Genomic DNA, 19,354 nt, shown 5'->3' on the forward strand with positions numbered 1-19,354 from the left:
GAGCCAGAGCCAGAGCCAGAGCCAGAGCCAGAGCCAGAGCCAGAGCCAGAGCCAGAGCTAGATGTCCAAGTCACAGAGCAGGAGGCGCCAGTCGAGATAGTGCAGGCGGTGCCGCGTCCTGCACCTCCGCGCCCGGAAAAGCCGGTTGAGCGTCGTTCTCAGGCTGCCAAGCAGGCGGGGGCCGAGTTCAACTCACGCCGTGGGTCGATCAGCTCTCAGGCTTCGGAAAACACGGGAACCGTGTCAGGACGGGGCGATGTGAGTTCTGAAGAAGGCAACGCGGCCCGAGAAAACTATCTGGGCAAGGTGGTGCGCAAGCTCTACCGTGAAGCGCAACGCAGCTATCCGTCGTCAGCACGCCGCAAGCGCATTGAAGGCGCGCCGCAAGTGTCCTTCGTGATTGGCCAGAGCGGCCAGATTCAAAGCTTGCGCATCTCAAAGAGCAGTGGCCACAAAGAGTTGGATGAAGCCGCTTTGAAAGCTGTCAGGCGGGCAGCGCCATTCGCCAGATTGCCAAGCGTCATGGGCAGAAAAGCCCTGCCAATCCGGGTGCCTATCAGATTTTCTTTGAGGTGAGGATCGTAGAACGGCTGCTCAGGCGTGAGCAGCCGCGCTCGGTTGCAGCGCGATATCTTCCATTTGCAGAAGATAGCGAATGTTGGAGCGGTTTTCTGCCAGCTCAGCGATCGTGCATTTGTCCAAAACAGCCAAAAAGGCTTGAAGGGCTTCGTGCAGAACACTGTTAAACCCGCAGTGATTGACCAAGGGGCAATCCTGCCGACCGCTGTCAAAACACTCTGCCAATACAAAAGACTCTTCAGTTGCTCGTACGACCTGACCGACAGTGATTTCCTCGGCTGGGCGTGGCAAGACAATACCACCATTCCGGCCGCGAATGGTCTTCATGAGGTCGGCATCCACCAGCACCTTCATGATTTTGAAGAGGTGTGTCTCCGACATGGAGTAGGCGGCTGCAATGTCAGCGACTTTGCTTGGCTTGTCCGGATTAGCCGCGCAGTACATAAGAGCGCGCACCGCGTAATTGGTCTGTTGCGTCAGTCTCATAGTTAAATCTATGTGCCCTCAATGAGGTATCGTCAACATAAAAGTTGCAGGTGAAACTCAACAATAGACGATTGCTAGTTTAGAGTCATTAAAAAAATGGGCTAGAACGGCCCTGTGTGCAACTATTTAATTTCGAGGCAGAGCGTAAAGGCCAATCTCATTCGCCGTCAGGCCTTGCCACCAAGGCCTGAGGCTATCTCGAATGGATGCTAGGCAGCTTGTCGGTCCCAAGAAGGGAATGGGTCAGGCAGATCGGTCCAGAGATCGGGGGTGAATGCGGCTGATGACACAAGGCAGGCGTCGAGTGTGGCTCTGATGCGGGCCTCATCCATGGGGTCACATCCGATGAATACCAGTTCCTGTCGGCGGTCGCCCCACATCGGATCCCAGTTCGCTTCCATGGTCTTGCGGAATTCCGGGTTTTCTGGCCAGTACTCTTTCGGAGCGGCTGCCCACCAGAGCCCGCATTTCTCAGTGCGCACCAACGCACCTGCTTGGCTCAGTTCGCCTACATACTGTGGCCGCGTTGCTAACCAGAAGAACCCTTTGGCCCGCACAACGCCGGGCCATGAAGTGTTGATGAAACGCTGCAGTTTGGCAGGTTCAAATGGTCTCCGCGCGCGATAAACAAAGGAGCGGATGCCGTACTCTTCTGTTTCCGGAACATGGTCCTTAAATCCATAGAGCTCCTTGTACCAAAGCGGATGCTCATGGGCTTTGTCAAAATTGAAACGGCTGGTTCCAAGGACCTCGGTTATCGGTACCTGCGCAAAGTCTGCTTCAATAATATGAGCTGAAGGGTTCAGGGATGCGATGATTTTGCGCGCCGCATCCAGATTACCCGGGCCAGCTGAAGAGACCTTGTTGAGTACGATCGTATCCGCGAATTCCATCTGATCAACCAGAAGGTCGACCAGTGTTCGCTCATCGTGATCTCCCAAGGATTCACCGCGGTCTTGCAGAAAGTCGGCAGAACTGAAGTCTTTGAGCAAACTGGCCGCATCCACAACTGTAACCATGCTATCCAAGACAGAGACATCAGAAAGGCTCTGGCCATCTTCATCAACGAAGTCGAAGGTCGCAGCCACAGGCAGCGGCTCAGAAATGCCCGTGGATTCGATCAGCAAATGATCAAAGCGACCCGCTTCGGCCAGCATTCGAACTTCTTGCAACAGGTCATCGCGCAAGGTGCAGCAGATGCAACCGTTTGTCATCTCAACCAGTTTTTCGTCGGTTCGGGACAGATTGGCGCCGCCTTCCCGCACCAAGCTGGCATCAATGTTCACCTCGCTCATGTCGTTTACAATGACCGCAACGCGTATGCCCTCTCTATTGTTGAGGATATGATTGAGGAGGGTTGTCTTGCCTGCTCCAAGGAACCCGGAGAGAACGGTTACCGGTAATTTATCTGGCTTCACGTCTGCGCTCCACTTCGTAGGTGTGATACGTAATAACATTACGATATAAAGACCATGCCATTCACCCCTGTCAATCCAAACTGTGAAGAAGTGGGCCTGATTGCTCTGTGTAACGCCCGTCACATACCGGTGATCGGGCTTTTGTTATGAGCTAGCCTCCCTAAACTGAAGCCATGATCAATGGCGGATTGCCGCACATCTGTCTCACTCACCCGCATAGGATGAAATGCATGGAACGTATTGAGTTGAAGGAAGGCTTGGGTTTGAGCCGGCGTGTCTATGGCATGTGGCGACTGGGAGACGACGCGGACCGAAGTCCCGCACATGTGCAAAGGAAGATCGAGTTATGTCTCGAACAGGGCATCACCACATTCGATCAGGCCGATATCTATGGAGACTATGAAAGCGAGCAGGTTTTCGGTGAAGCGCTCAAAGCGTCCCCCTCTTTGCGCAAAGAGATGGAGATCGTCACAAAGTGCGATATCAAGCTGCTGAGCAGCAAATATCCTGAACGCCGTGTCAAATACTACGACACCTCAGCAGAGCACATCCGTGCTGCCGTCGACACCTCTTTAGAGCGCATGAAGACAGATTATGTGGATGTGCTGCTGATCCACCGTCCTGACCCGCTCATGGACCACAGGGAGACGGGAGCCGTTCTTGACGAACTCATTGCATCCGGCAAGATCCGCGCTGCGGGTGTTTCGAACTTCAAGCTGCACGATTGGACGCTGCTCCAGTCTGCCATGTCCAACAAGCTGGTCACAAACCAGATCGAAGCCAGTCTTGTTTGCACCGAGCCGTTTGTGAATGGCGATATCGCCTATCTCCAAGAGCGCGGCATTCCTCCAATGGCATGGTCACCTCTTGGTGGAGGGCGGTTGGTGCCAGGCCAAGCAACGCCGTTGGGCCGGGCCCTTGCTCGTGTGGGGGCGGAGTTTGGCGTTGATGCCAGCGCTGTTGCGGTTGCATGGCTTTTGAAACACCCAGCAAACATTTTGCCTGTGCTTGGCACCAATGCGCTGGATCGCATTGCCAAGATCTCCGATGCCCTGAAAGTGGAGATGGACCGGGAAACGTGGTTCGAACTCTACACACTTGCGAACGGCTACGACGTTCCTTGAAACCGGCGCTCGCTAGGCAGGTTGGAGCAGGTCAGGGGTTGGCCTGCTTTGGCCCCGCGAACTGGAGTGCTCCTGATCAAAACTTGAAACTGGTTTAGCTAGATCAGACGAGCCAATTTATTGATATATTACATGGCCTTGGCAATGTGTGGGGCTTAACGATACCGGCCTGACCGCAAAGCCTCCGCCAAAGTGCCCTAGGGGATTCAAAGGTGAAGCAGAATGCTCTGCGGTGCCTTGTCGCAGAACTCTGTTTCGGTTCGGAATGCTACCTATAATCATTCTCAAAAGCACATAACCCAAGACGGGAAACAATGGTAATGCCGACGCTAGAAATCGGCAGTTTCGCGTCACAACAGTGTTTGAGGAAGGTACATGGACACCCTGATCCTCTCGCGTATTCAGTTTGGCGCGAACATCTCGTTTCACATCTTGTTCCCGACCATCACAATTGCGCTCGGCTGGCTGCTGCTGTTCTTCAAGCTGCGGTTCAACTCGACGCAAGATGGCAAGTGGATGGAGGCCTATCAGTTTTGGGTCAAAATCTTCGCCTTGACCTTTGCGCTGGGCGTGGTGTCAGGCATTACGATGTCGTTTCAGTTCGGCACCAACTGGCCTGGCTTTATGGAGAAGGTCGGAAACATCGCGGGGCCATTGCTTGCCTACGAAATCCTGACGGCTTTCTTTCTGGAAGCTGTGTTTCTGGGCATAATGCTCTTCGGCTTTTCAAAGGTTCCGAATTGGCTGCATACCGGAGCAACCGTCTTGGTGGCTTTCGGAACGACCATGTCTGCATTCTGGATCTTGGTGCTGAACAGTTGGATGCACACACCCGCAGGCTTCGAGTTGCGCGACGGCGTTGTACACGCAACTGACTGGATGGCCATCATCTTCAACCCTTCCATGCCATACCGTCTAGGTCACAAACTTCTGGCCTCTGGTTTGACTGTTGCGTTCCTGGTCGCAGGTATCTCCGCATTCCGCATGCTCATAGGTGATCGCGGCGCGTCCGTACGGGCCACGTTCAAAACCGCTGTTGTTCTTGCTGCCGTTCTTATGCCGCTTCAGATTTTGATGGGCGATAAGCATGGCTTGAACACCCTTGAGTATCAGCCGCAGAAGGTCGCGGCCATGGAAGGCAATTGGGAAACGCAAGGAAACGTACCTCTGGTACTCTTCGCAATTCCGGATGAAGAGACCCGGGAGAACCATTTTGAGGTTGCAATTCCAAACGTTGCTTCGCTCATTCTCACGCACTCGTTTGACGGTGTCGTGCCGGGTCTTAATGACTTCGTGGCTGAGGACGGTACGAAGATGCATCCTCCGGTCGCTCCTGTGTTCTACAGCTTCCGCATCATGGTAGGCATCGGCTTCCTGATGTTGGCGGTCAGTTGGGCGGCGGTCTTCTTCATGCTGCGCAAGCGCCGCGGCGTTGAAGGTGTTCCCAAGCTCATGCTCTGGGGTTTCCTTGGCATGACCTTCTCAGGTTGGGTTGCAACACTGGCCGGTTGGTACACAACCGAGATTGGGCGCCAGCCTTGGCTCGTGGAAGGTGTGCTCACCACCGCAGCCGCAGTTGGGAACGTGCCGCCGTCAATGGTTCTTAGCTCGTTGATCGGTTACTTGGTCATCTATGCGGTGCTTCTGGTCGCCTACATCAGCGTGATCTTCTATCTGGCCCGCAAGGCGTCCAATAAAACCGGCGAAACCCTCTGGGCGCAGCTGAAGCCAACCGCCCCAATCAACCAGCCTGCGGAGTAGTGCCCATGATGATCTTTGGCGACCCGACCATCTCATTGCCCATCATCTTTGCGGTGCTATTGGGTTTCTCCATCTTGGTCTACGTGGTCTTGGATGGCTTTGACCTCGGAGTGGGCTTGCTAAGCCCACTCACTCAAGAAGTGCATCGGGACAAAATGATTGCATCCATTGGACCGTTCTGGGATGCAAACGAAACCTGGCTGGTTCTCGCTGTGGGTTTGTTGCTTGTCGCGTTCCCCGCCGCCCATGGCACTATTCTCACTGCACTCTATGCCCCGGTGTTCATCCTGTTGCTGGGGTTGACCTTGCGTGGCGTGGCCTTTGAGTTTCGGGCCAAGGCGCCTGCTCACAAGAAGAAGGCGTGGGACGCAGCCTTTTTTGCCGGCAGTTTGATGGCCTCTTTGTCCCAAGGCTTCATGTTGGGCCTTTACATCATGGGCCTTCAATTCACTCAGGTGTCGCTGGCGTTCGCGTGCTTGACCGCGGTGTTTCTCACCGTTGGATACAGTTTCATCGGTGCGACTTGGCTCATCATGAAAACAGCGGGGGAGCTGCAGCTGAAAGCAATCCGCTGGGCGCGTCAAGGTTTGTGGGGCGTTGGCTTGGGGCTGATTGCAATCTCGTTTGCAACTCCTTTCGCGAGCGAGCGTATCTTCTCAAAGTGGCTGGAGTTTCCGGAGGCAATCTTGCTAGCACCGCTTCCGCTCATGTCGCTGGCGCTTCTTGCCATGTTGTGGCTTGCCCTGCAGCGTCTGCCAACCAGTAATGACAGTTGGGCTTGGGCACCATTTGCGTTTGCCACCACGTTGTTTTTCTTGGCTTTCTGTGGGCTGGCATATTCCTTCTACCCTTATGTCGTCCCAGAGAAGCTGACCATCTATGAAGCTGCTGCTGCACCTGAAAGCCTCTTCATAATCTTGGTGGGTGCCTGCGTGGTGATGCCGATCATCTTTGCCTACTCGGCACTGTCCTTCTTCATTTTCCGGGGCAAGGCAACCGAGCTAAGATACGATTGATGCAATAAAAAAGCGCGGAGACAGGCTCTCCGCGCTTTTACCGGGTGTTCGGTTTGCCGGTCTATTCCCCGTCACCAAATTTCTGATAGGCGTGCTTGCCCGCAAGGCGCATTGCTTCCACCCCATCTTCAAAACTCATAAGTGGTGTGCATTCGAATGCCCGAAGCCCGCCGCCCGCCATGCACATCATCTCAAAGGCCTTCATGGTCACATTATCGGGCATCTCAATGATCGCTGTTGAGTTGAACTTCCCGAAACTCAACCATGACCCAACAAAACGGCCGCCCATTTGTTCAACCAGCGGAATCATTGTCGAAAGACGGTTCTCGGGTTTGTCGACCAACGCTTTCATGGAGTCTGCGGTAAAGGCAACTTGGATCAGATAGTGCGCCATTATTCGCCTCCCTTGTCGGCATCGCGGTGCAGAGAAAGTGTTATCTCCGCATTGAGTGTGTTGCTTACCGTACACATTTCCTTGGCGAGATTCAAAAGGCCAAGGGCGACCTCGTCATCCTCGATGCCGTCCAGTGCGACCGTCACGTCAAACCTGCCGAACCGGCTTGGCAGGTCTTCAGCCTTGGCCGCATTCACGGTGATGTCGATGTTCCCCGGTTCCAGCTTCTTTTGCTTTGCAGCCATTTCCAACGAAACACCAACACATGAGCCGAGCGCAGCCATGATCAGGTCGTAGGGCGCGCTTACCTCGGCCGTTGCTGGCGCGCCGCTCAGTGAGACATTGCCAGCATCCGTGGTTGTCGTATAAGAACCGTCGCCATTTGAACTGAGTGTCAGTGGGCCAAAGGACTTCGGTTTGATTTTGATTGCCATTTGGCTTCAAGCCTCCGGTTAGAAGAAGTGCGCCGGCAACACCAGCGCGATTTGTGGGAACAGGGTCAAGATTACCAGGGCCATCAGGAAGATCAGCCAATACGGTATGGCCGAGATCGCTGCGGAGCCCAGTGGAACTTCATTTTTCGTCAGAGAAGAAAGAACGGAGAGGTTCAGGCCTACCGGTGGAGTAATCTGCCCGATTTCGATCATGATCGTTATCATCACGCCAAGCCAGATCGGATGGAAGCCAAGGCCTGTCAGCAGTGGGAACACGATGGGTAGGGTCATGATCATCAAGGACAAGCCGTCGAAAATGCACCCAAGGAGGAGATAGACAAGGACCACCAGCAGTAGGATGCCGTACTTGTTGAGGCCACTGCTGGTCGCCAGCTCCAGAATGTCCTGAGGCACGCCCAGAAGAGCAACGGACTGCGCCAGAATGGTTGCGCCAATGAGCACCAAGCCGATTGCTGCATAAAGCTGAACAGCTCGATAAAGCGCTTCCCATAGCTTGCCCAATGTGAAATCGCCCCAAATGAAGGCGATGAGGATTGCCGCACCTACACCCACAGCAGCAGCTTCAGTCGGAGTAGCCCAGCCGAATGTGATACTTCCCATGATTGCAAAGATCAGCAGCAGGATCGGCCAGATGCGCAATGTCCCGATGAGAATCTGCAATGGCGATAGACGCAGCTCCTCGCGGGGATAAAGGGATGGATTGTGCAGGCAGCGCAGCAAGATGTATCCCATAAACATCAGGGAGACGAGCAGTCCGGGCAAAATGCCAGCGACAAACAGCTGTCCAATCGAGGTCTCTGTGAGGGCGCCAAAGATGAGGAAAGACAAGCTGGGCGGGATGAGGAGCCCCAGTGTGCCACCTCCGGCCAGACTGCCAACAACCATGTGCTTGTTGTAGCCGCGTCGCGTCATCTCGGGATAGGCAACAGAGCCAATCGCCGCTGCCGTTGACAGGCTTGATCCGCTGACTGCGCCAAACAGAGTGCACACAGCAATATTGGTGTGCAGCAAGCCGCCCGGAACCTTTGTGAAGGCAGGGCTGAGTGCCGAATAGACCCGTTCGCTCAAGCCGCTGCGCAGCAGGATTTCCCCCAAAACGATGAACAGAGGAATTGCGCTCAGCGTGAAGGAGTTAAACACGTTCCATACAGCATCCAGAGCAAGAGAGGTGGCTCCACCCACGAAGAAGTGCAGAATGATCAGGCCGGTTAGACCCAGTGCCGCACCAAGAGCCGCCCCCGTAGCCGCGCTCAGGGTAAGGGCCGAAAACAGTGTTGTCCAAAACATGCGGTTTGGTCTCGTCTCGGTTGAGACGCCTTTATTGTTGCTGCGAAGTCGAAGTGCTTTTCAAGAGCAGATTAAAAAACTGAACCGTCAAAATCAGAGCGGTCAGACTGAACGAGACCGGTACCACCATCATCCATGGCACCATGGGAATGTGGGTGGCCTCGGTTTTCAGATCCAGACGAATGGCAAACTCCATCCATGGAATGGCTTCCCAGATCAGCCAGCAGAAGAAGCTTAAGGCCACGATGGCAGACAGCGCACCCATGACTGCTCGTCCCCGCTCCGTCAAACGGTTCACCACGAGGGTCACCTGAATGTGGCTGTTGCGGGAGGTCACGAGAGGGAGCGCACACATCATGGTTACGCATAGCAGCAAACCCACCAGTTCCTCGGCGAAGAACAAAGGCGAGTTTGCAACTCGGCGCATGATGACGCTGACGCAGATTATGATGGTGATCGCAGCTGCGGCAATGGCGGAAATACAAGCAAGAAAGCGGGCCAGATAGTCCAGCCCGCATTCCAGCTTCTCAAGTGTTTTGATGATCACGAGGATCTAACCCCTTAGCCCAAAATCAGTCGCGGCCCAAAGCTTCAAGAACACGGATGCGGTACTCAGGTGCCTTGCCTCCGGCTTCCTCAGTAATTTCCTTCCAGGTTTCGGAAACTGTTTCAAGAAACAGTGCCCGGTCTTCCTCTGGGAAATCCTCAAGGAAGGTCACACCCTGTTCCCCAAGCTTTTCGCGGGCCGCGAGTTCACGCTCATAGTCGCTGGAGTATTCGTTGGTCCGCTCCCAAAGGTCATCTGCGGCTTTTGTCAATGCAGCCTTTTCTTCGTCAGAAAGGGCATTCCATTTGCGCGTTGACATGCCCAGTGTGTAAGGACCTGCGGCGATTGGGTACAGATAAGCGGCATATCCCGCCGTCTCCTGCAACGAGGCTGTGTGGGCGTACAAAGCGGGGTAGAGAGCGCAGTCAACAACGCCCGTTTTCATTGAGATGTACATCTCATTCTGATTGATGATCTGTGCAGAGACCCCAAGCTTTGTGAAGGTCATCACCTGATCGCGGGTCCAAACACGCAGCTTTTTGCTGCGAAGGTCCGCAAGGGTGCGTACAGGGTCATCGCGGCAGAACACGGAGGCATAGAGCATCGGGATGGCGAGGTTGCCGACCGTTTTAACGCCCCACTCGTCGAACTCGCTTTCAAAAATGTCCTGCACAACTGGCAGCGACGCATTCAGTTCCTCAACATTGCCAATGGAGCCCTGCACGAGAACAGCACTCAGCGCTGGCGCATCGCGGCCAAGGTAGTTCGCCCAAAGCAGGCTCATGTCAACCACACCCTTCGGCAGGGTGCGAAGCAAGTCAGCGTTTTCAAGTGTCATGGAGCCGCCGTTGAACAGGCGGATGGAGAGCTCGCCATTGGAGTACTCTTCCACGTCCTTGGCAAACTTGATGAGTTCCTGCGTTTCCGGACGGCTTTCCGGAAGCGGATTGTTAAAGCGAAGCTCTTTGGCGTTTGCCGAAAAAGCGATGAGACCTGCCGCTGCGGCGGCAAAAAGATACCCGCGTACACGCATTTTAGTTTTCTCTCCAACCCCTTTAGAAACCTGACTCGCCTAACGTAAGTCTATGACAATAAATAAATTTTGCCCAAGAGCGGCTAGCACGATCGAGTATTCTTAGTATAGTTTTTTTCAGCTATTGGGTACGCATGGCATTCTAAAAACTCAGGCGATTATAGTTTCCTTTTCTATTTGGTAACTTGCAAATAAAACTAGATGCTAAAATGGGAATTGAGCGGGTATGATATTCTAGATGGTGGCCTTTTGGTGTGCTGAGCTGAGAAAAGTTTTCTTCTCAGACGAACTGGCCTGCCGCATGTCCGGAGGACCATGCCCACTGGAAATTGAAGCCACCAAGGTGGCCGGTAATGTCCACCACTTCGCCGATGAAGAACAGGCCGGGCACGTCTTTAGCCTCCATGGTTTTGGAGGAAAGGGCCTTCGTGTTCACACCGCCCAGTGTCACTTCTGCAGTGCGATACCCTTCGGTGCCGATGGGCTTTACCCGCCAATTGTGAATGGCCTCCGCTACTTTATTGAACACCTTGTCAGACTGGTCGGCCAAGCGGCCTGTAAAGCCGTGATGATCGCCGATGAATGTTGCAAGGCGTTTGGGCAGCACATCGCCCAATAGGGTGCGGATGTCTTGTTTAGGGCTGTTCTGGCGACCGAGCTTGAGGGTTTCAAGCACATTGCCATCAGGCAGCATGTTGACGCCAATTTCCTGCCCTTCTTGCCAGTATGAGGAGATTTGCAGGATGGATGGACCGGAAAGGCCGCGATGGGTAAAGAGCATTCCCTCCCGAAACCTTGTCTTGCCGAAAGAGACCACCGCATCAACTGCAATGCCAGCAAGCTCACTGGTACGCTGTTTGAGCGCTTCGTCAAAGGTGAGAGGCACCAAGGCGGCCCGAGGTGTCACAAGCGGCAGGTCGAAGCGTTTGGCAAGGTCATAGCCAAAGCTGGTTGCCCCGATCTTGGGGATTGACGGACCACCCGTTGCAACCACCAAGGATTGGCAGCGTAACGCACCCTTGTCCGTGGCTACGCTGAAAAGTTCATCGGGTTTGTTGATTTCGCCGATCTTGGTGGAGAGTTGCACCTTCACACCCGCTCGTTCGCATTCTGACAGCAGCATGGAGATGATGTCTTTGGCGCTGGTATCGCAAAACAATTGACCCAGTGTCTTCTCGTGCCATGGGATGCGGTAGGAATCGACCAGCGCAATAAAGTCTTGCTGGGTGTAACGCTTCAGTGCGGAAACGCAAAACCTCGGGTTCTCGCCCAAGAAGTTGGCTGGCGAGGTGTGCAGGTTGGTGAAGTTGCAACGCCCGCCGCCTGAAATGCGAATTTTCTCTGCTGGCTTGCTGGAATGGTCAAGCACCAGCGTCTTGCGGCCGCGTTTTCCGGCCTCAATGGCACACATCAGGCCAGCAGCACCGGCACCCAGAACGATCACGTCAAAGTCTTGCATCCGCGCGTTATGACAGGTTTTGCAAACAGGTCAAACGCAAATACTGAGCTCTAAACAAGCTGGAGGAAGAAACCGCATCTCCCTCCAGCTGTCCTGAGCAGGCGATGTTTTAGACACCCCATACCGTGGCGCGGTCAGTGTACAGGCGGCCTTCCATGCCTTTGGTGTAAAGGGCGCAGGCTTTCATGTATTCCAGATAGGCCTCGTGGATCTTCAGGGACATGGCATCATTGCCAGGGTAGTCGGCAATCACCTCTTTTGCGGCTGCGCCAAGAGCGCTGACCACATCATCAGGGAACGCAGAAATGATGGCACCTTGTTCTATCAGGGCTGGCAGCAACTTGGTGTTGTTGTACCGAAACTCTGAGGTGGTGGATTCTGCTTGTGCAGTTGCCGCATTGTCCAACACCGTTTTCAAATGCGGGCTCATGTTTTCATATAGATTCTGGTTCACGATCATCTCAAGGCCCGGCCCTGGCTCGTGAAAAGCTGGCAGATAGTAGTAGGGGGCAACCTTCGCAAAGCCCAGTGCCATGTCATTCCATGGTCCCACGAACTCTGCAGCATCAACCACACCAGACTGCAGTGCGGAGTAGATTTCCGGCGGTGGCGTCAGGACCGTGGTCACGCCCAGTTTTCGCATGATGTCGCCGCCAAGGCCTGCAATGCGCATCTTCAGGCCCACCAGATCGTCTAGGGTGGTAATCTCCTTCTTGAACCAACCAGCTGCCTGCACGCCAGAGGACCCTGCATAGAACGGCTTTACGCCGTGCGGCGCGTATGCTTCGTCCCAGAGCGCTTGGCCCCCGCCGAAGCGAACCCATGCGGACAGCTCTTCCGCGTCGAGGCCGTAAGGCATGGAAGTGAAGTACATGGTGGAGCGCACCTGTCCCACCTGGTAGTAGGGCGCATTGTGGCCAATATCTGCAGCGCCACTGGCGACGGCTGAGAAAACTTCGAATGGGGGCACAAGTTCCCCACCGCCGTAGTAGGTGATTTCAATCTTGCCGTCGGACAGTGCTTCAATGCGTTTGGCAAGTTGTTCGGCAGAGGTGCCTACACCCGGAAAGCCTTTTGGGAAGGCACCCACCAGCTTCAGTTTTAGCGTGGCATTGGCAAGTGCCGGTGCGGTGAGGCTCCCTGCACCCAACACAGCACCGGTTGCGCCTGCAGTTTTCAGAAAGTCGCGACGTTTCATGGTCTCCCCCCACGTTGATCTCTGACGGCCTTAATGGCCTTGAGGGGAGAGTAGCACAGCCTTCGAAAACTGCGAGATTATACCTATAACCTATAGGGGTTTTTCGGGAAGCTCGTTGACTTCCAAGATCGTCAAAAGCGTGTCCAGATGCTCCAGGATCTCCGCCGTGTCGAACTCGATGATGTTGAAAATCTGCATGCAACGTATGCCTTCCGTTGAGAAAAACACGAGTGCTGCAAGCTCGGGATTGTCAGAGTCTTTCAGAATTCGTTCGTAGAGATCCCGATTGTACTGTCGCACCGGGTCGAGCATCGATGGATCTTCACCAATCGCTGCAAGGATGCCAAAGTTGGGTTTGTGCCCCTTGGAGAGCTTTGCTTTCAGGCCCATCAAGTGGGCCCGGATCAGCTTGTTTGGCAGTTGGTCCTTGGCAACGACCTGTTCCGCCTCGCTGACGCGCTGTTTTAGTTCCTCTGTGAAATGAGAGACCATTGCAGCAATCAATGCATTTTTGGAGGGAAAGTTGTAAAGCAGGCCGCCTTTTGAAATCCCGGCGCGTTTTGCTACCTCTTCCAGAGAAAAGACCCCGTTTCCTTGTTCAGAAACCAGCTCGATGGCAGCATCCAGTATCATACGGCGGGTATTTTGTGTTCTTGGTGGGCGCCCCACGTAAATCTCCGACAGCTATGGTGAATCGACTTCTTCACGATAACGAGGTCCATGAACCACTGTAAACACAACAGTTCGAAGCGAAGCTGGATAACAAAGCGCAGGGGGCAAAATGGTGTGCACACTAGTTTCCTAGAGGAAGTGGGATATCAGCCGTTCAGGCGCATAATATCATCGGCGATCTGCCGCAAATTTCACTGGCTCTGATCATGGCCTACGAAAGTCGATGCGACACTTTGGAGGCTCTGGACACATTTTAGCCTCATTATTTGCACGCAAAAGCCCAGATTTAAATTTAGCCATGTAACTGTCTTCGGGAAATTGCTTCGGCCTTACTTTAAGGACGGGGCCAGTCCCGTTGATAATAATTCAGCGCGGCAACGCGTCATCAATAACAGTCCCAAAAAAGGGGCGGGCCGGCTCGATCGGCGCAAAATGAGGCTTGAAGGAAGTGGTTCTCCTTCGTTGTCTCGCTGCGGGCAAGAGTTGCCCTCCACACAGCAGATCACATGCCTCCCAAGTGATCTGCCTTGTTCGCAGACCATGGCACCGGAAACTCCCGTCCGGTGCTTTTTCTTTTTCCGGATCGGCTTATCTCACTGTGTTCTCAAATAGGCTTCTATGCCAGACGCAGCAGCCGCTGCGGTGGCGAATACACCTTGCAGCAAGTAGCCACCGGTCGGTGCTTCCCAGTTCAACATTTCTCCACATGCGAACACGCCAGGCTTCTTTTTCAGCATGAAGGCGGCGTTGATCTCATCAAAATGAAGACCTCCTCCGGATGAGATCGCGCGATCTATCGGGCGAGGGGCCGCGAGTGTCAGCGGTAACGCCTTTATGCGCTTGGCAAGCAGGTGTGGGTCTGATGGCACCTCTCCCGCTTCGCGCAGTAGCGCTACAGCCAAAGATGAAAGATTGACCGACTTTCGCAAATGGTTTGAAAAGCTGTTTTTCCCGCGCGGCTTTTGCAGTTTTGCGACTATAGCGCCTTCGGTCAGGTCTGGCTTCAGGTCCAGCAACAGCTCCGTTTTGCCGCTCAGCGAAATAGCTTCCCTGATCTCGGCGGAAAGCGCATAGATACCGCCTCCTTCAACACCAGTAGCGTCAATCATGATCTCGCCGGTGATCCTCCGCCTCTGATGGGTCAGGCCGATCTTTTTCAAGGGATGACCAGAGAACTTTGCTTGAAAATACTCGGAGAATTGAACCTCAAAGCCGCAATTGGACGGAACGAGCGGCGCGCTCTGAATCCCTTCTCTGGCGAAAGGCTCCAGCCAGTCCCCTTTTGAGCCGAGGCGCGCCCAAGAGCCACCGCCCAATGCCAGTAGCGTCGCGTCGCTGGAAACAACATGTTCAGTGCCATCAGAGTCGGTCGCTAGAAATGAGCTACCTTCAGCAAAACTTTTCCAAGTCCAACCAAGTTTGAAGTTCACACCCTGCGCGTTGAGGCGTCTTAGCCACAAACGCAACAAGGGAGAGGCCTTGAAACTGACGGGAAATACCCGACCACTTGATCCAATAAACGTCTCCTCGCCAAGCTCAGTACACCACTGCTGTAGCGCAGCCGGAGGGAAAGCTTCAATCGAATGAAGCAGTTGAGGCTCCTGCGGCCGGTAGCGGGTGAGGAACTGCTCCAACGGTTCGCTGTGGGTAATGTTCAAGCCGCCGCGTCCGGCAAGCAAAAACTTACGAGCGACAGATGGCATGCGGTCATAGACCACGACGTTAAAGCCTTTGGCGCTCAGTTGCTCGGCAGCAAACAGGCCGCCGGGACCCGCTCCGATGATGGATATGGTTTGTGGCACAGGTCACTCATCTTCTCAGGAGGTTGTCTTGGCCTACTGCGCTAGTTTGTTTTGGATGGAAAATCAACAGCGTGTGAGGCGTATGAACTGGCAAAGCCTAAAGGCAAACGAAGAAGATCCTACCGTTTTTTACGAGGCAGCCAGTTTCTCCTGCAACTTACCCGAGATGTTTGTGATGAAGTTGTATGCATATTGCAAAAAATCTAGTCAGAAAAGTGTCCTATAATGAGAAAATTAGACCTTTGGTCAAATTCAACTCAAAAGTAAAGCTATATTTTTTGATGTTATGGTTAATGGATATTAATAGTATCACTCGACATGGTGAACAAATTCTTTATACTTACTGGAAAATTGGATGAGTTATTTAGTAGTGTGCTGCATCCAGATACATGAGCAACAGCGAAGGTGTTGAGCGGGGACCGTGACATGCGGATGTGTTCAGCAACATTTCGGGCATCAGAAGTTTAGTGGTGTTTGACGCGAAACAGTGAGGGCGTTGATGTCTGATAAAGTTGAATGGAAAACAATAGAAACCGGTGCGAACTTTGCCAGTGCGTCTGGCCTGACCGCTTCGGGAAAAACGGAAACGGAGTTTTCCCGTCAGGAGAACGCTTCCGTGGCCGAAGTTTCACTCTCCAAGAAGTTCGCGTCGGTCCATCTCGAAAGCCTGGACCTTGAGTATGACGAGGATACCAAGGCGCTTTGGGTGTTTATGAAGGGCCGCGGTCGCCCTTGTTTCTCACCGGAGTTGCTCGGTGATCTGGCGGGCGCTCAAGTGGTCATCAAGCGATTGTATGAGACCTACAAGCGCGCAATGCCAGAGCCAATTCGCTACAACGTAATCGCATCCCGGAACCCTCACATTTACAACCTGGGTGGCGATCTCGGTCTTTTCATTGATCTCATCAAGAGGGGAGATCGCTCTGCCCTTGAAAAGTATGCCGTTGACTGCATCGATGTGGTCTATGGCAATGCTGTATCGCTTGATCTGCCGTACATCACGATTGGTCTTGTACAGGGTGATGCACTTGGTGGCGGGTTTGAAACGGCTCTGTCCTGCGATGTTATCATCGCAGAGCGACAGGCAAAGTTCGGCCTTCCGGAAGTACTGTTCAACCTGTTCCCGGGAATGGGGGCCTACAGCTTTTTGTGCCGAAAGGTTGATGGCCATCGCGCAGAAGAGATGATGTTGAGTGGCCGTCTTTACAGCGCCGAAGAGCTACAGGAGCTGGGCCTCGTCGACCTCGTGGTAGACGAGGGGCAGGGCGTCGCCGCCACGCAGGATTACATCCAGAAAAACGGGCGCAAATACAATGCCCACTCCGCGATCTATCGCAGTGGCCGCGCCGTTCAAGCGATTACCTACAAAGAGCTGCGGCAAGTGGTCGACATCTGGGTTGAAGCCGCCATGCAGTTGTCGCCCTCAGACCTTCGCAAGATGGAGCGTCTCACCAAGGCGCAAAATCGTTTCGAAAGCGGTGGCCGTGGGACTCTGGCGCTTTAAAACGCCAGCTTAGCTGCCGAGCCGGATGGCTTCCAGATCTTCCGGCTGGGCAACGCTAACAACGTAAGCGCTCAGCCCGTCTCTTGCCTGGTCCAGCGCCTTGGTCAGTTTTGACAGGTTGCCCGCGCCGTTTTCCAGCAGGTCTTGAGCGCGCGCGGTTTCCCAGCTCTGGCACAGGCGTGAAACCTCAAGCGCGCCAATGTTGGCAGAGGCCGAGTTCATGGCGTGGGCCTTGTCACGTATCTTGGTGACATCGCCCGCCTCCACGGCCTTGCAAATCTCGCTGTAGAGAACGCGTGCATCCTCCAGATAGTCACTGATAAGGCCGACAACGAACTCTTCGCCGCCCAGATTGGCGAGGTTGTCGAGGCAGGCGTAGTCTATCGTGGCGCCTTTAAGGGCCATTTTCTTGCCCAAGGGAGCCACGTTGACTGACTGCGCATCTTGGCGTTCCGGACCGGATGGCGCAACGGTTCTGCGACCAAACTCCGTTACTGTCCTGTCGATCATCTTGAGAAGGACATCCGGTTCGATAGGCTTGGTTGCGCAGGCGTTTGCTCCCGCCTCTATGGCGTTCCGTGCCGCCGCTGGTGTTGCGTCGGCTGTAAGGGCAATGATTGGAATGTGGTCCTCACCATGCTCCGTCAAGCGGTGCAGTTTGATGGCTTCAATCCCATTCACCACAGGCATGTTCAAATCCATGATCGCCAGATCATACAGACCTTCTTCCAGCGCATCCAACGCTTGCTCACCATCGCTGACGATGTGGCATTTGTGACCGCCGCGTTCCAAGATCTTTTCGATCACACGCTGATTGGTCTTGTTGTCTTCAGCAATCAACAAAGACAACGCCTTGTGCTGTTGGTGGACCCGGTCTTCAAGCTTTGTTGGCGCTGCTTGTGAAGGCAACCGGGCACCTGCAATCTGCATCACTCTGAAGAGTTCATCATCCAGCTTGTCGTAGTGCAGGATTGTCCGGCAGCGGCTATAGACGCTTTCGGGATCTTCAAGCTCGCTGTCAGTTGTCTTGAGCAGCACCATGTGAGTGTCAATCAATCGATCCGGGGACTGGATCGCGTGCCCTAGAACTTCAATCGGGCCGTAGACACAGCGTTCGTCGACGATCAGAATAGCTTCGCGCACGCCGAGTGTCGTAAGCTCGCCCAGCATCGCCACGGCATTGCTTGGCGTGTCAACGGTGCGCACTTTCAAGCCAAGGCTTTCGAGGCGCTTGCCCATTACATCCAAGGTCTGCGGATCCTCGGAGACAACGAAGGTAACTGCCTCGGCAAAGTTGAGGCGTTCACTGCGGGTGTAAACAGCGCGTTGAACCGGCACTTCTAACCGGAAAGTGCTGCCCGAGCCGACCTCACTATGCACCGAAACCGAGCCGCCCATACCTTCGATAACTTGCTTGACGATGGTCAGCCCCAGCCCCGTCCCGCCAAATCGATCTACAATGGTTTCATCGGCTTGGGTAAAGCGCTCAAAAATCCGGTCTTGTGCTTCTTTGGAAATGCCAATGCCGGTGTCCGCTACCTCCAACACCAGCTTTGCGCTGCCGTCTTGGGCGGTCCTTTGGAATGCCCGCACCGCAATGTACCCGGAATGGGTGAATTTCACAGCATTGCCGGTCAGGTTGATCAGGACTTCCTGCAGATGACGGCTGTCGCCAATCAGTTCCGGTTCTACTTCCGGGCTGATGAACTGACAGAAGCGTAGTCGCTTTGAGTGTGCCTGACTGCCAACAATCTGCGCCGTGTCACTGAACAGGGTATCAACGCTGAACAGGTTGGTCTTGATGTCCAGCGCCCCTGCTTCAATGCGGGAGAAGTCGAGAATGCCATCAATAAGCGATAGAAGGGAGCGGGCAGAGCTTTTGATGGTGGTCGTCATGTCCCGCTGCTCACCATCCAGCTTTGTATCTTTCAGCATGTCGCCCATGCCGATGATGGCGTTGAGCGGCGTGCGCAATTCATGGCTCACAGCGGTAAGGAACTGTGTCTTTGCCTGACTGGCCGCTTCCGCCGCGCGTTTCGCTTCTGACAGGTCGCGGATCAGCTTGGCCGAATAAATTGGAACAATGATGAGGCACGCCAGCAATCCCCAGCCGAGCTGCGCCTGCTCGCGCCAATAGGGCGTGGTCAGCACAAAAGAGAACCCGATGACGGAGATCACACAGGAGATCACAAGGTACTTGATGCCAAACCGGAAACCATTGCCGAAGATCACCCAAAGATAGATGGGGAACGTGATCGCCACGAACTGGCCGCCCGCATACATTGCGAAAGTCAGCATGCCCAAATCCATGAGCATGGCAAACAAACGGCGCATGAAGTTTGGCTTCTTTGCCCGCACAACGAAGAAGAACAGCACAGCGGTACCGATGGCAAATGCAGCGAGGATCTTAGTGATCAGCGCATGGCCATCTATGAGGTAGCGAGCATCGGAAAGCGCATAGGGAAGCAACACCATCGCTATGATCACGCGGTTGAGGCTCATCTCCGTCTCACCGCCGGTCATAGTGTTGGAGCGCTTGAAGGCAGCGCCAAGGTTCCGTAACCCTTCGCCCATAGCTGTAACTACGGTGTCCAGGGTTTTGTTCAGTCGCATGGGCGA

At 54.2% G+C, this 19,354-nt stretch carries 17 protein-coding genes; 5 read left to right on the forward strand and 12 right to left on the reverse strand.

Annotation, left to right across the window (positions count from 1 at the left end; genetic code table 11):
- Positions 1–576, forward strand: a 576-nt coding sequence (locus tag PUV47_RS19260) for an energy transducer TonB (protein ID WP_274220231.1), incomplete at its 5' end; no start/stop codon positions are given.
- Between the two features lie 18 nt (positions 577–594).
- Here PUV47_RS19260 and rirA read toward each other — a convergent pair.
- Complete coding sequence (gene rirA, locus PUV47_RS19265; RefSeq protein WP_274220232.1) at positions 595–1,065, reverse strand: iron-responsive transcriptional regulator RirA; 471 nt, start codon at positions 1,063–1,065, stop codon at positions 595–597.
- Positions 1,066–1,274: 209 nt separating this feature from the next.
- The gene (gene zigA, locus PUV47_RS19270) at positions 1,275–2,483 is read right to left on the reverse strand and encodes a zinc metallochaperone GTPase ZigA (protein WP_274220233.1); all 1,209 of its coding nucleotides are present in this window, start codon (positions 2,481–2,483) and stop codon (positions 1,275–1,277) included.
- Between the two features lie 230 nt (positions 2,484–2,713).
- On the opposite strand from zigA, the gene PUV47_RS19275 reads away from it, so the two are divergent.
- From PUV47_RS19275 to PUV47_RS19285, 3 genes are all read left to right on the forward strand, one after another.
- Positions 2,714–3,607 carry an aldo/keto reductase gene (locus tag PUV47_RS19275; protein ID WP_274220234.1) on the forward strand — a complete coding sequence of 298 codons (894 nt, stop codon included), beginning with the start codon at positions 2,714–2,716 and terminating at the stop codon, positions 3,605–3,607.
- A 375-nt stretch (positions 3,608–3,982) separates the two neighbouring features.
- Positions 3,983–5,368 carry a cytochrome ubiquinol oxidase subunit I gene (locus PUV47_RS19280; protein ID WP_274220235.1) on the forward strand — a complete coding sequence of 462 codons (1,386 nt, stop codon included), beginning with the start codon at positions 3,983–3,985 and terminating at the stop codon, positions 5,366–5,368.
- A gap of 8 nt (positions 5,369–5,376) precedes the next feature.
- A complete protein-coding gene (locus PUV47_RS19285) occupies positions 5,377–6,384 on the forward strand; it encodes a cytochrome d ubiquinol oxidase subunit II (protein WP_274220289.1) in 1,008 nt (335 codons plus the stop codon).
- Positions 6,385–6,445: 61 nt separating this feature from the next.
- Here PUV47_RS19285 and PUV47_RS19290 read toward each other — a convergent pair whose 3' ends face one another.
- The 9 genes from PUV47_RS19290 to PUV47_RS19330 all read right to left on the reverse strand — a co-directional run bounded on the left by PUV47_RS19290 (position 6,446) and on the right by PUV47_RS19330 (position 15,231).
- Positions 6,446–6,778, reverse strand: coding sequence for a GYD domain-containing protein (locus tag PUV47_RS19290; protein ID WP_274220236.1), 333 nt, complete (start codon positions 6,776–6,778; stop codon positions 6,446–6,448).
- The gene (locus PUV47_RS19295) at positions 6,778–7,212 is read right to left on the reverse strand and encodes an OsmC family protein (RefSeq protein ID WP_274220237.1); all 435 of its coding nucleotides are present in this window, start codon (positions 7,210–7,212) and stop codon (positions 6,778–6,780) included. The genes PUV47_RS19290 and PUV47_RS19295 overlap by 1 nt, the downstream gene beginning before the upstream one ends.
- Positions 7,213–7,230: 18 nt before the next feature.
- On the reverse strand, positions 7,231–8,520 hold the full coding sequence (locus PUV47_RS19300; RefSeq protein ID WP_274220238.1) for a TRAP transporter large permease: 1,290 nt from the start codon (positions 8,518–8,520) through the stop codon (positions 7,231–7,233).
- A gap of 31 nt (positions 8,521–8,551) precedes the next feature.
- Positions 8,552–9,067: a TRAP transporter small permease gene (locus PUV47_RS19305; protein WP_274220239.1), complete on the reverse strand. Its 516-nt coding sequence runs from the start codon at positions 9,065–9,067 to the stop codon at positions 8,552–8,554.
- Positions 9,068–9,092: 25 nt separating this feature from the next.
- Entirely contained in the window at positions 9,093–10,100 is a 1,008-nt protein-coding gene (gene dctP / locus PUV47_RS19310; protein ID WP_274220240.1) for a TRAP transporter substrate-binding protein DctP, read from the reverse strand.
- Between the two features lie 280 nt (positions 10,101–10,380).
- Positions 10,381–11,559, reverse strand: a complete 1,179-nt coding sequence (locus tag PUV47_RS19315; RefSeq protein WP_274220241.1) for an NAD(P)/FAD-dependent oxidoreductase — start codon at positions 11,557–11,559, stop codon at positions 10,381–10,383.
- A gap of 109 nt (positions 11,560–11,668) precedes the next feature.
- Positions 11,669–12,757, reverse strand: a complete 1,089-nt coding sequence (locus PUV47_RS19320; protein ID WP_274220242.1) for a TRAP transporter substrate-binding protein — start codon at positions 12,755–12,757, stop codon at positions 11,669–11,671.
- A 90-nt stretch (positions 12,758–12,847) separates the two neighbouring features.
- Entirely contained in the window at positions 12,848–13,426 is a 579-nt protein-coding gene (locus tag PUV47_RS19325; RefSeq protein ID WP_274220243.1) for a TetR/AcrR family transcriptional regulator, read from the reverse strand.
- Positions 13,427–14,022: 596 nt separating this feature from the next.
- Complete coding sequence (locus PUV47_RS19330) at positions 14,023–15,231, reverse strand: TIGR03862 family flavoprotein (RefSeq protein WP_274220244.1); 1,209 nt, start codon at positions 15,229–15,231, stop codon at positions 14,023–14,025.
- 499 nt (positions 15,232–15,730) lie between these two features.
- On the opposite strand from PUV47_RS19330, the gene PUV47_RS19335 reads away from it, so the two are divergent.
- A complete protein-coding gene (locus tag PUV47_RS19335) occupies positions 15,731–16,735 on the forward strand; it encodes a crotonase/enoyl-CoA hydratase family protein (protein ID WP_274220245.1) in 1,005 nt (334 codons plus the stop codon).
- A 9-nt stretch (positions 16,736–16,744) separates the two neighbouring features.
- Here PUV47_RS19335 and PUV47_RS19340 read toward each other — a convergent pair whose 3' ends face one another.
- Complete coding sequence (locus tag PUV47_RS19340; RefSeq protein ID WP_274220246.1) at positions 16,745–19,348, reverse strand: hybrid sensor histidine kinase/response regulator; 2,604 nt, start codon at positions 19,346–19,348, stop codon at positions 16,745–16,747.
- Positions 19,349–19,354 lie beyond the last annotated feature (6 nt).

The organism is Pseudovibrio exalbescens (assembly GCF_028737195.1).
GTDB classification, from domain to species: domain Bacteria; phylum Pseudomonadota; class Alphaproteobacteria; order Rhizobiales; family Stappiaceae; genus Pseudovibrio; species Pseudovibrio zosterae.

Bases quoted from the DNA above. Each gene is read 5' to 3' on its own strand.
- rirA (WP_274220232.1), bottom strand. From the start codon at position 1,065: ATGAGACTGACGCAACAGACCAATTACGCGGTGCGCGCTCTTATGTAC.
- PUV47_RS19275 (WP_274220234.1), top strand. From the start codon at position 2,714: ATGGAACGTATTGAGTTGAAGGAAGGCTTGGGTTTGAGCCGGCGTGTC.
- PUV47_RS19280 (WP_274220235.1), top strand. From the start codon at position 3,983: ATGGACACCCTGATCCTCTCGCGTATTCAGTTTGGCGCGAACATCTCG.
- PUV47_RS19285 (WP_274220289.1), top strand. From the start codon at position 5,377: ATGATCTTTGGCGACCCGACCATCTCATTGCCCATCATCTTTGCGGTG.
- PUV47_RS19290 (WP_274220236.1), bottom strand. From the start codon at position 6,778: ATGGCGCACTATCTGATCCAAGTTGCCTTTACCGCAGACTCCATGAAA.
- PUV47_RS19295 (WP_274220237.1), bottom strand. From the start codon at position 7,212: ATGGCAATCAAAATCAAACCGAAGTCCTTTGGCCCACTGACACTCAGT.
- PUV47_RS19300 (WP_274220238.1), bottom strand. From the start codon at position 8,520: ATGTTTTGGACAACACTGTTTTCGGCCCTTACCCTGAGCGCGGCTACG.
- dctP (WP_274220240.1), bottom strand. From the start codon at position 10,100: ATGCGTGTACGCGGGTATCTTTTTGCCGCCGCAGCGGCAGGTCTCATC.
- PUV47_RS19315 (WP_274220241.1), bottom strand. From the start codon at position 11,559: ATGCAAGACTTTGACGTGATCGTTCTGGGTGCCGGTGCTGCTGGCCTG.
- PUV47_RS19320 (WP_274220242.1), bottom strand. From the start codon at position 12,757: ATGAAACGTCGCGACTTTCTGAAAACTGCAGGCGCAACCGGTGCTGTG.
- PUV47_RS19335 (WP_274220245.1), top strand. From the start codon at position 15,731: ATGTCTGATAAAGTTGAATGGAAAACAATAGAAACCGGTGCGAACTTT.
- PUV47_RS19340 (WP_274220246.1), bottom strand. From the start codon at position 19,348: ATGCGACTGAACAAAACCCTGGACACCGTAGTTACAGCTATGGGCGAA.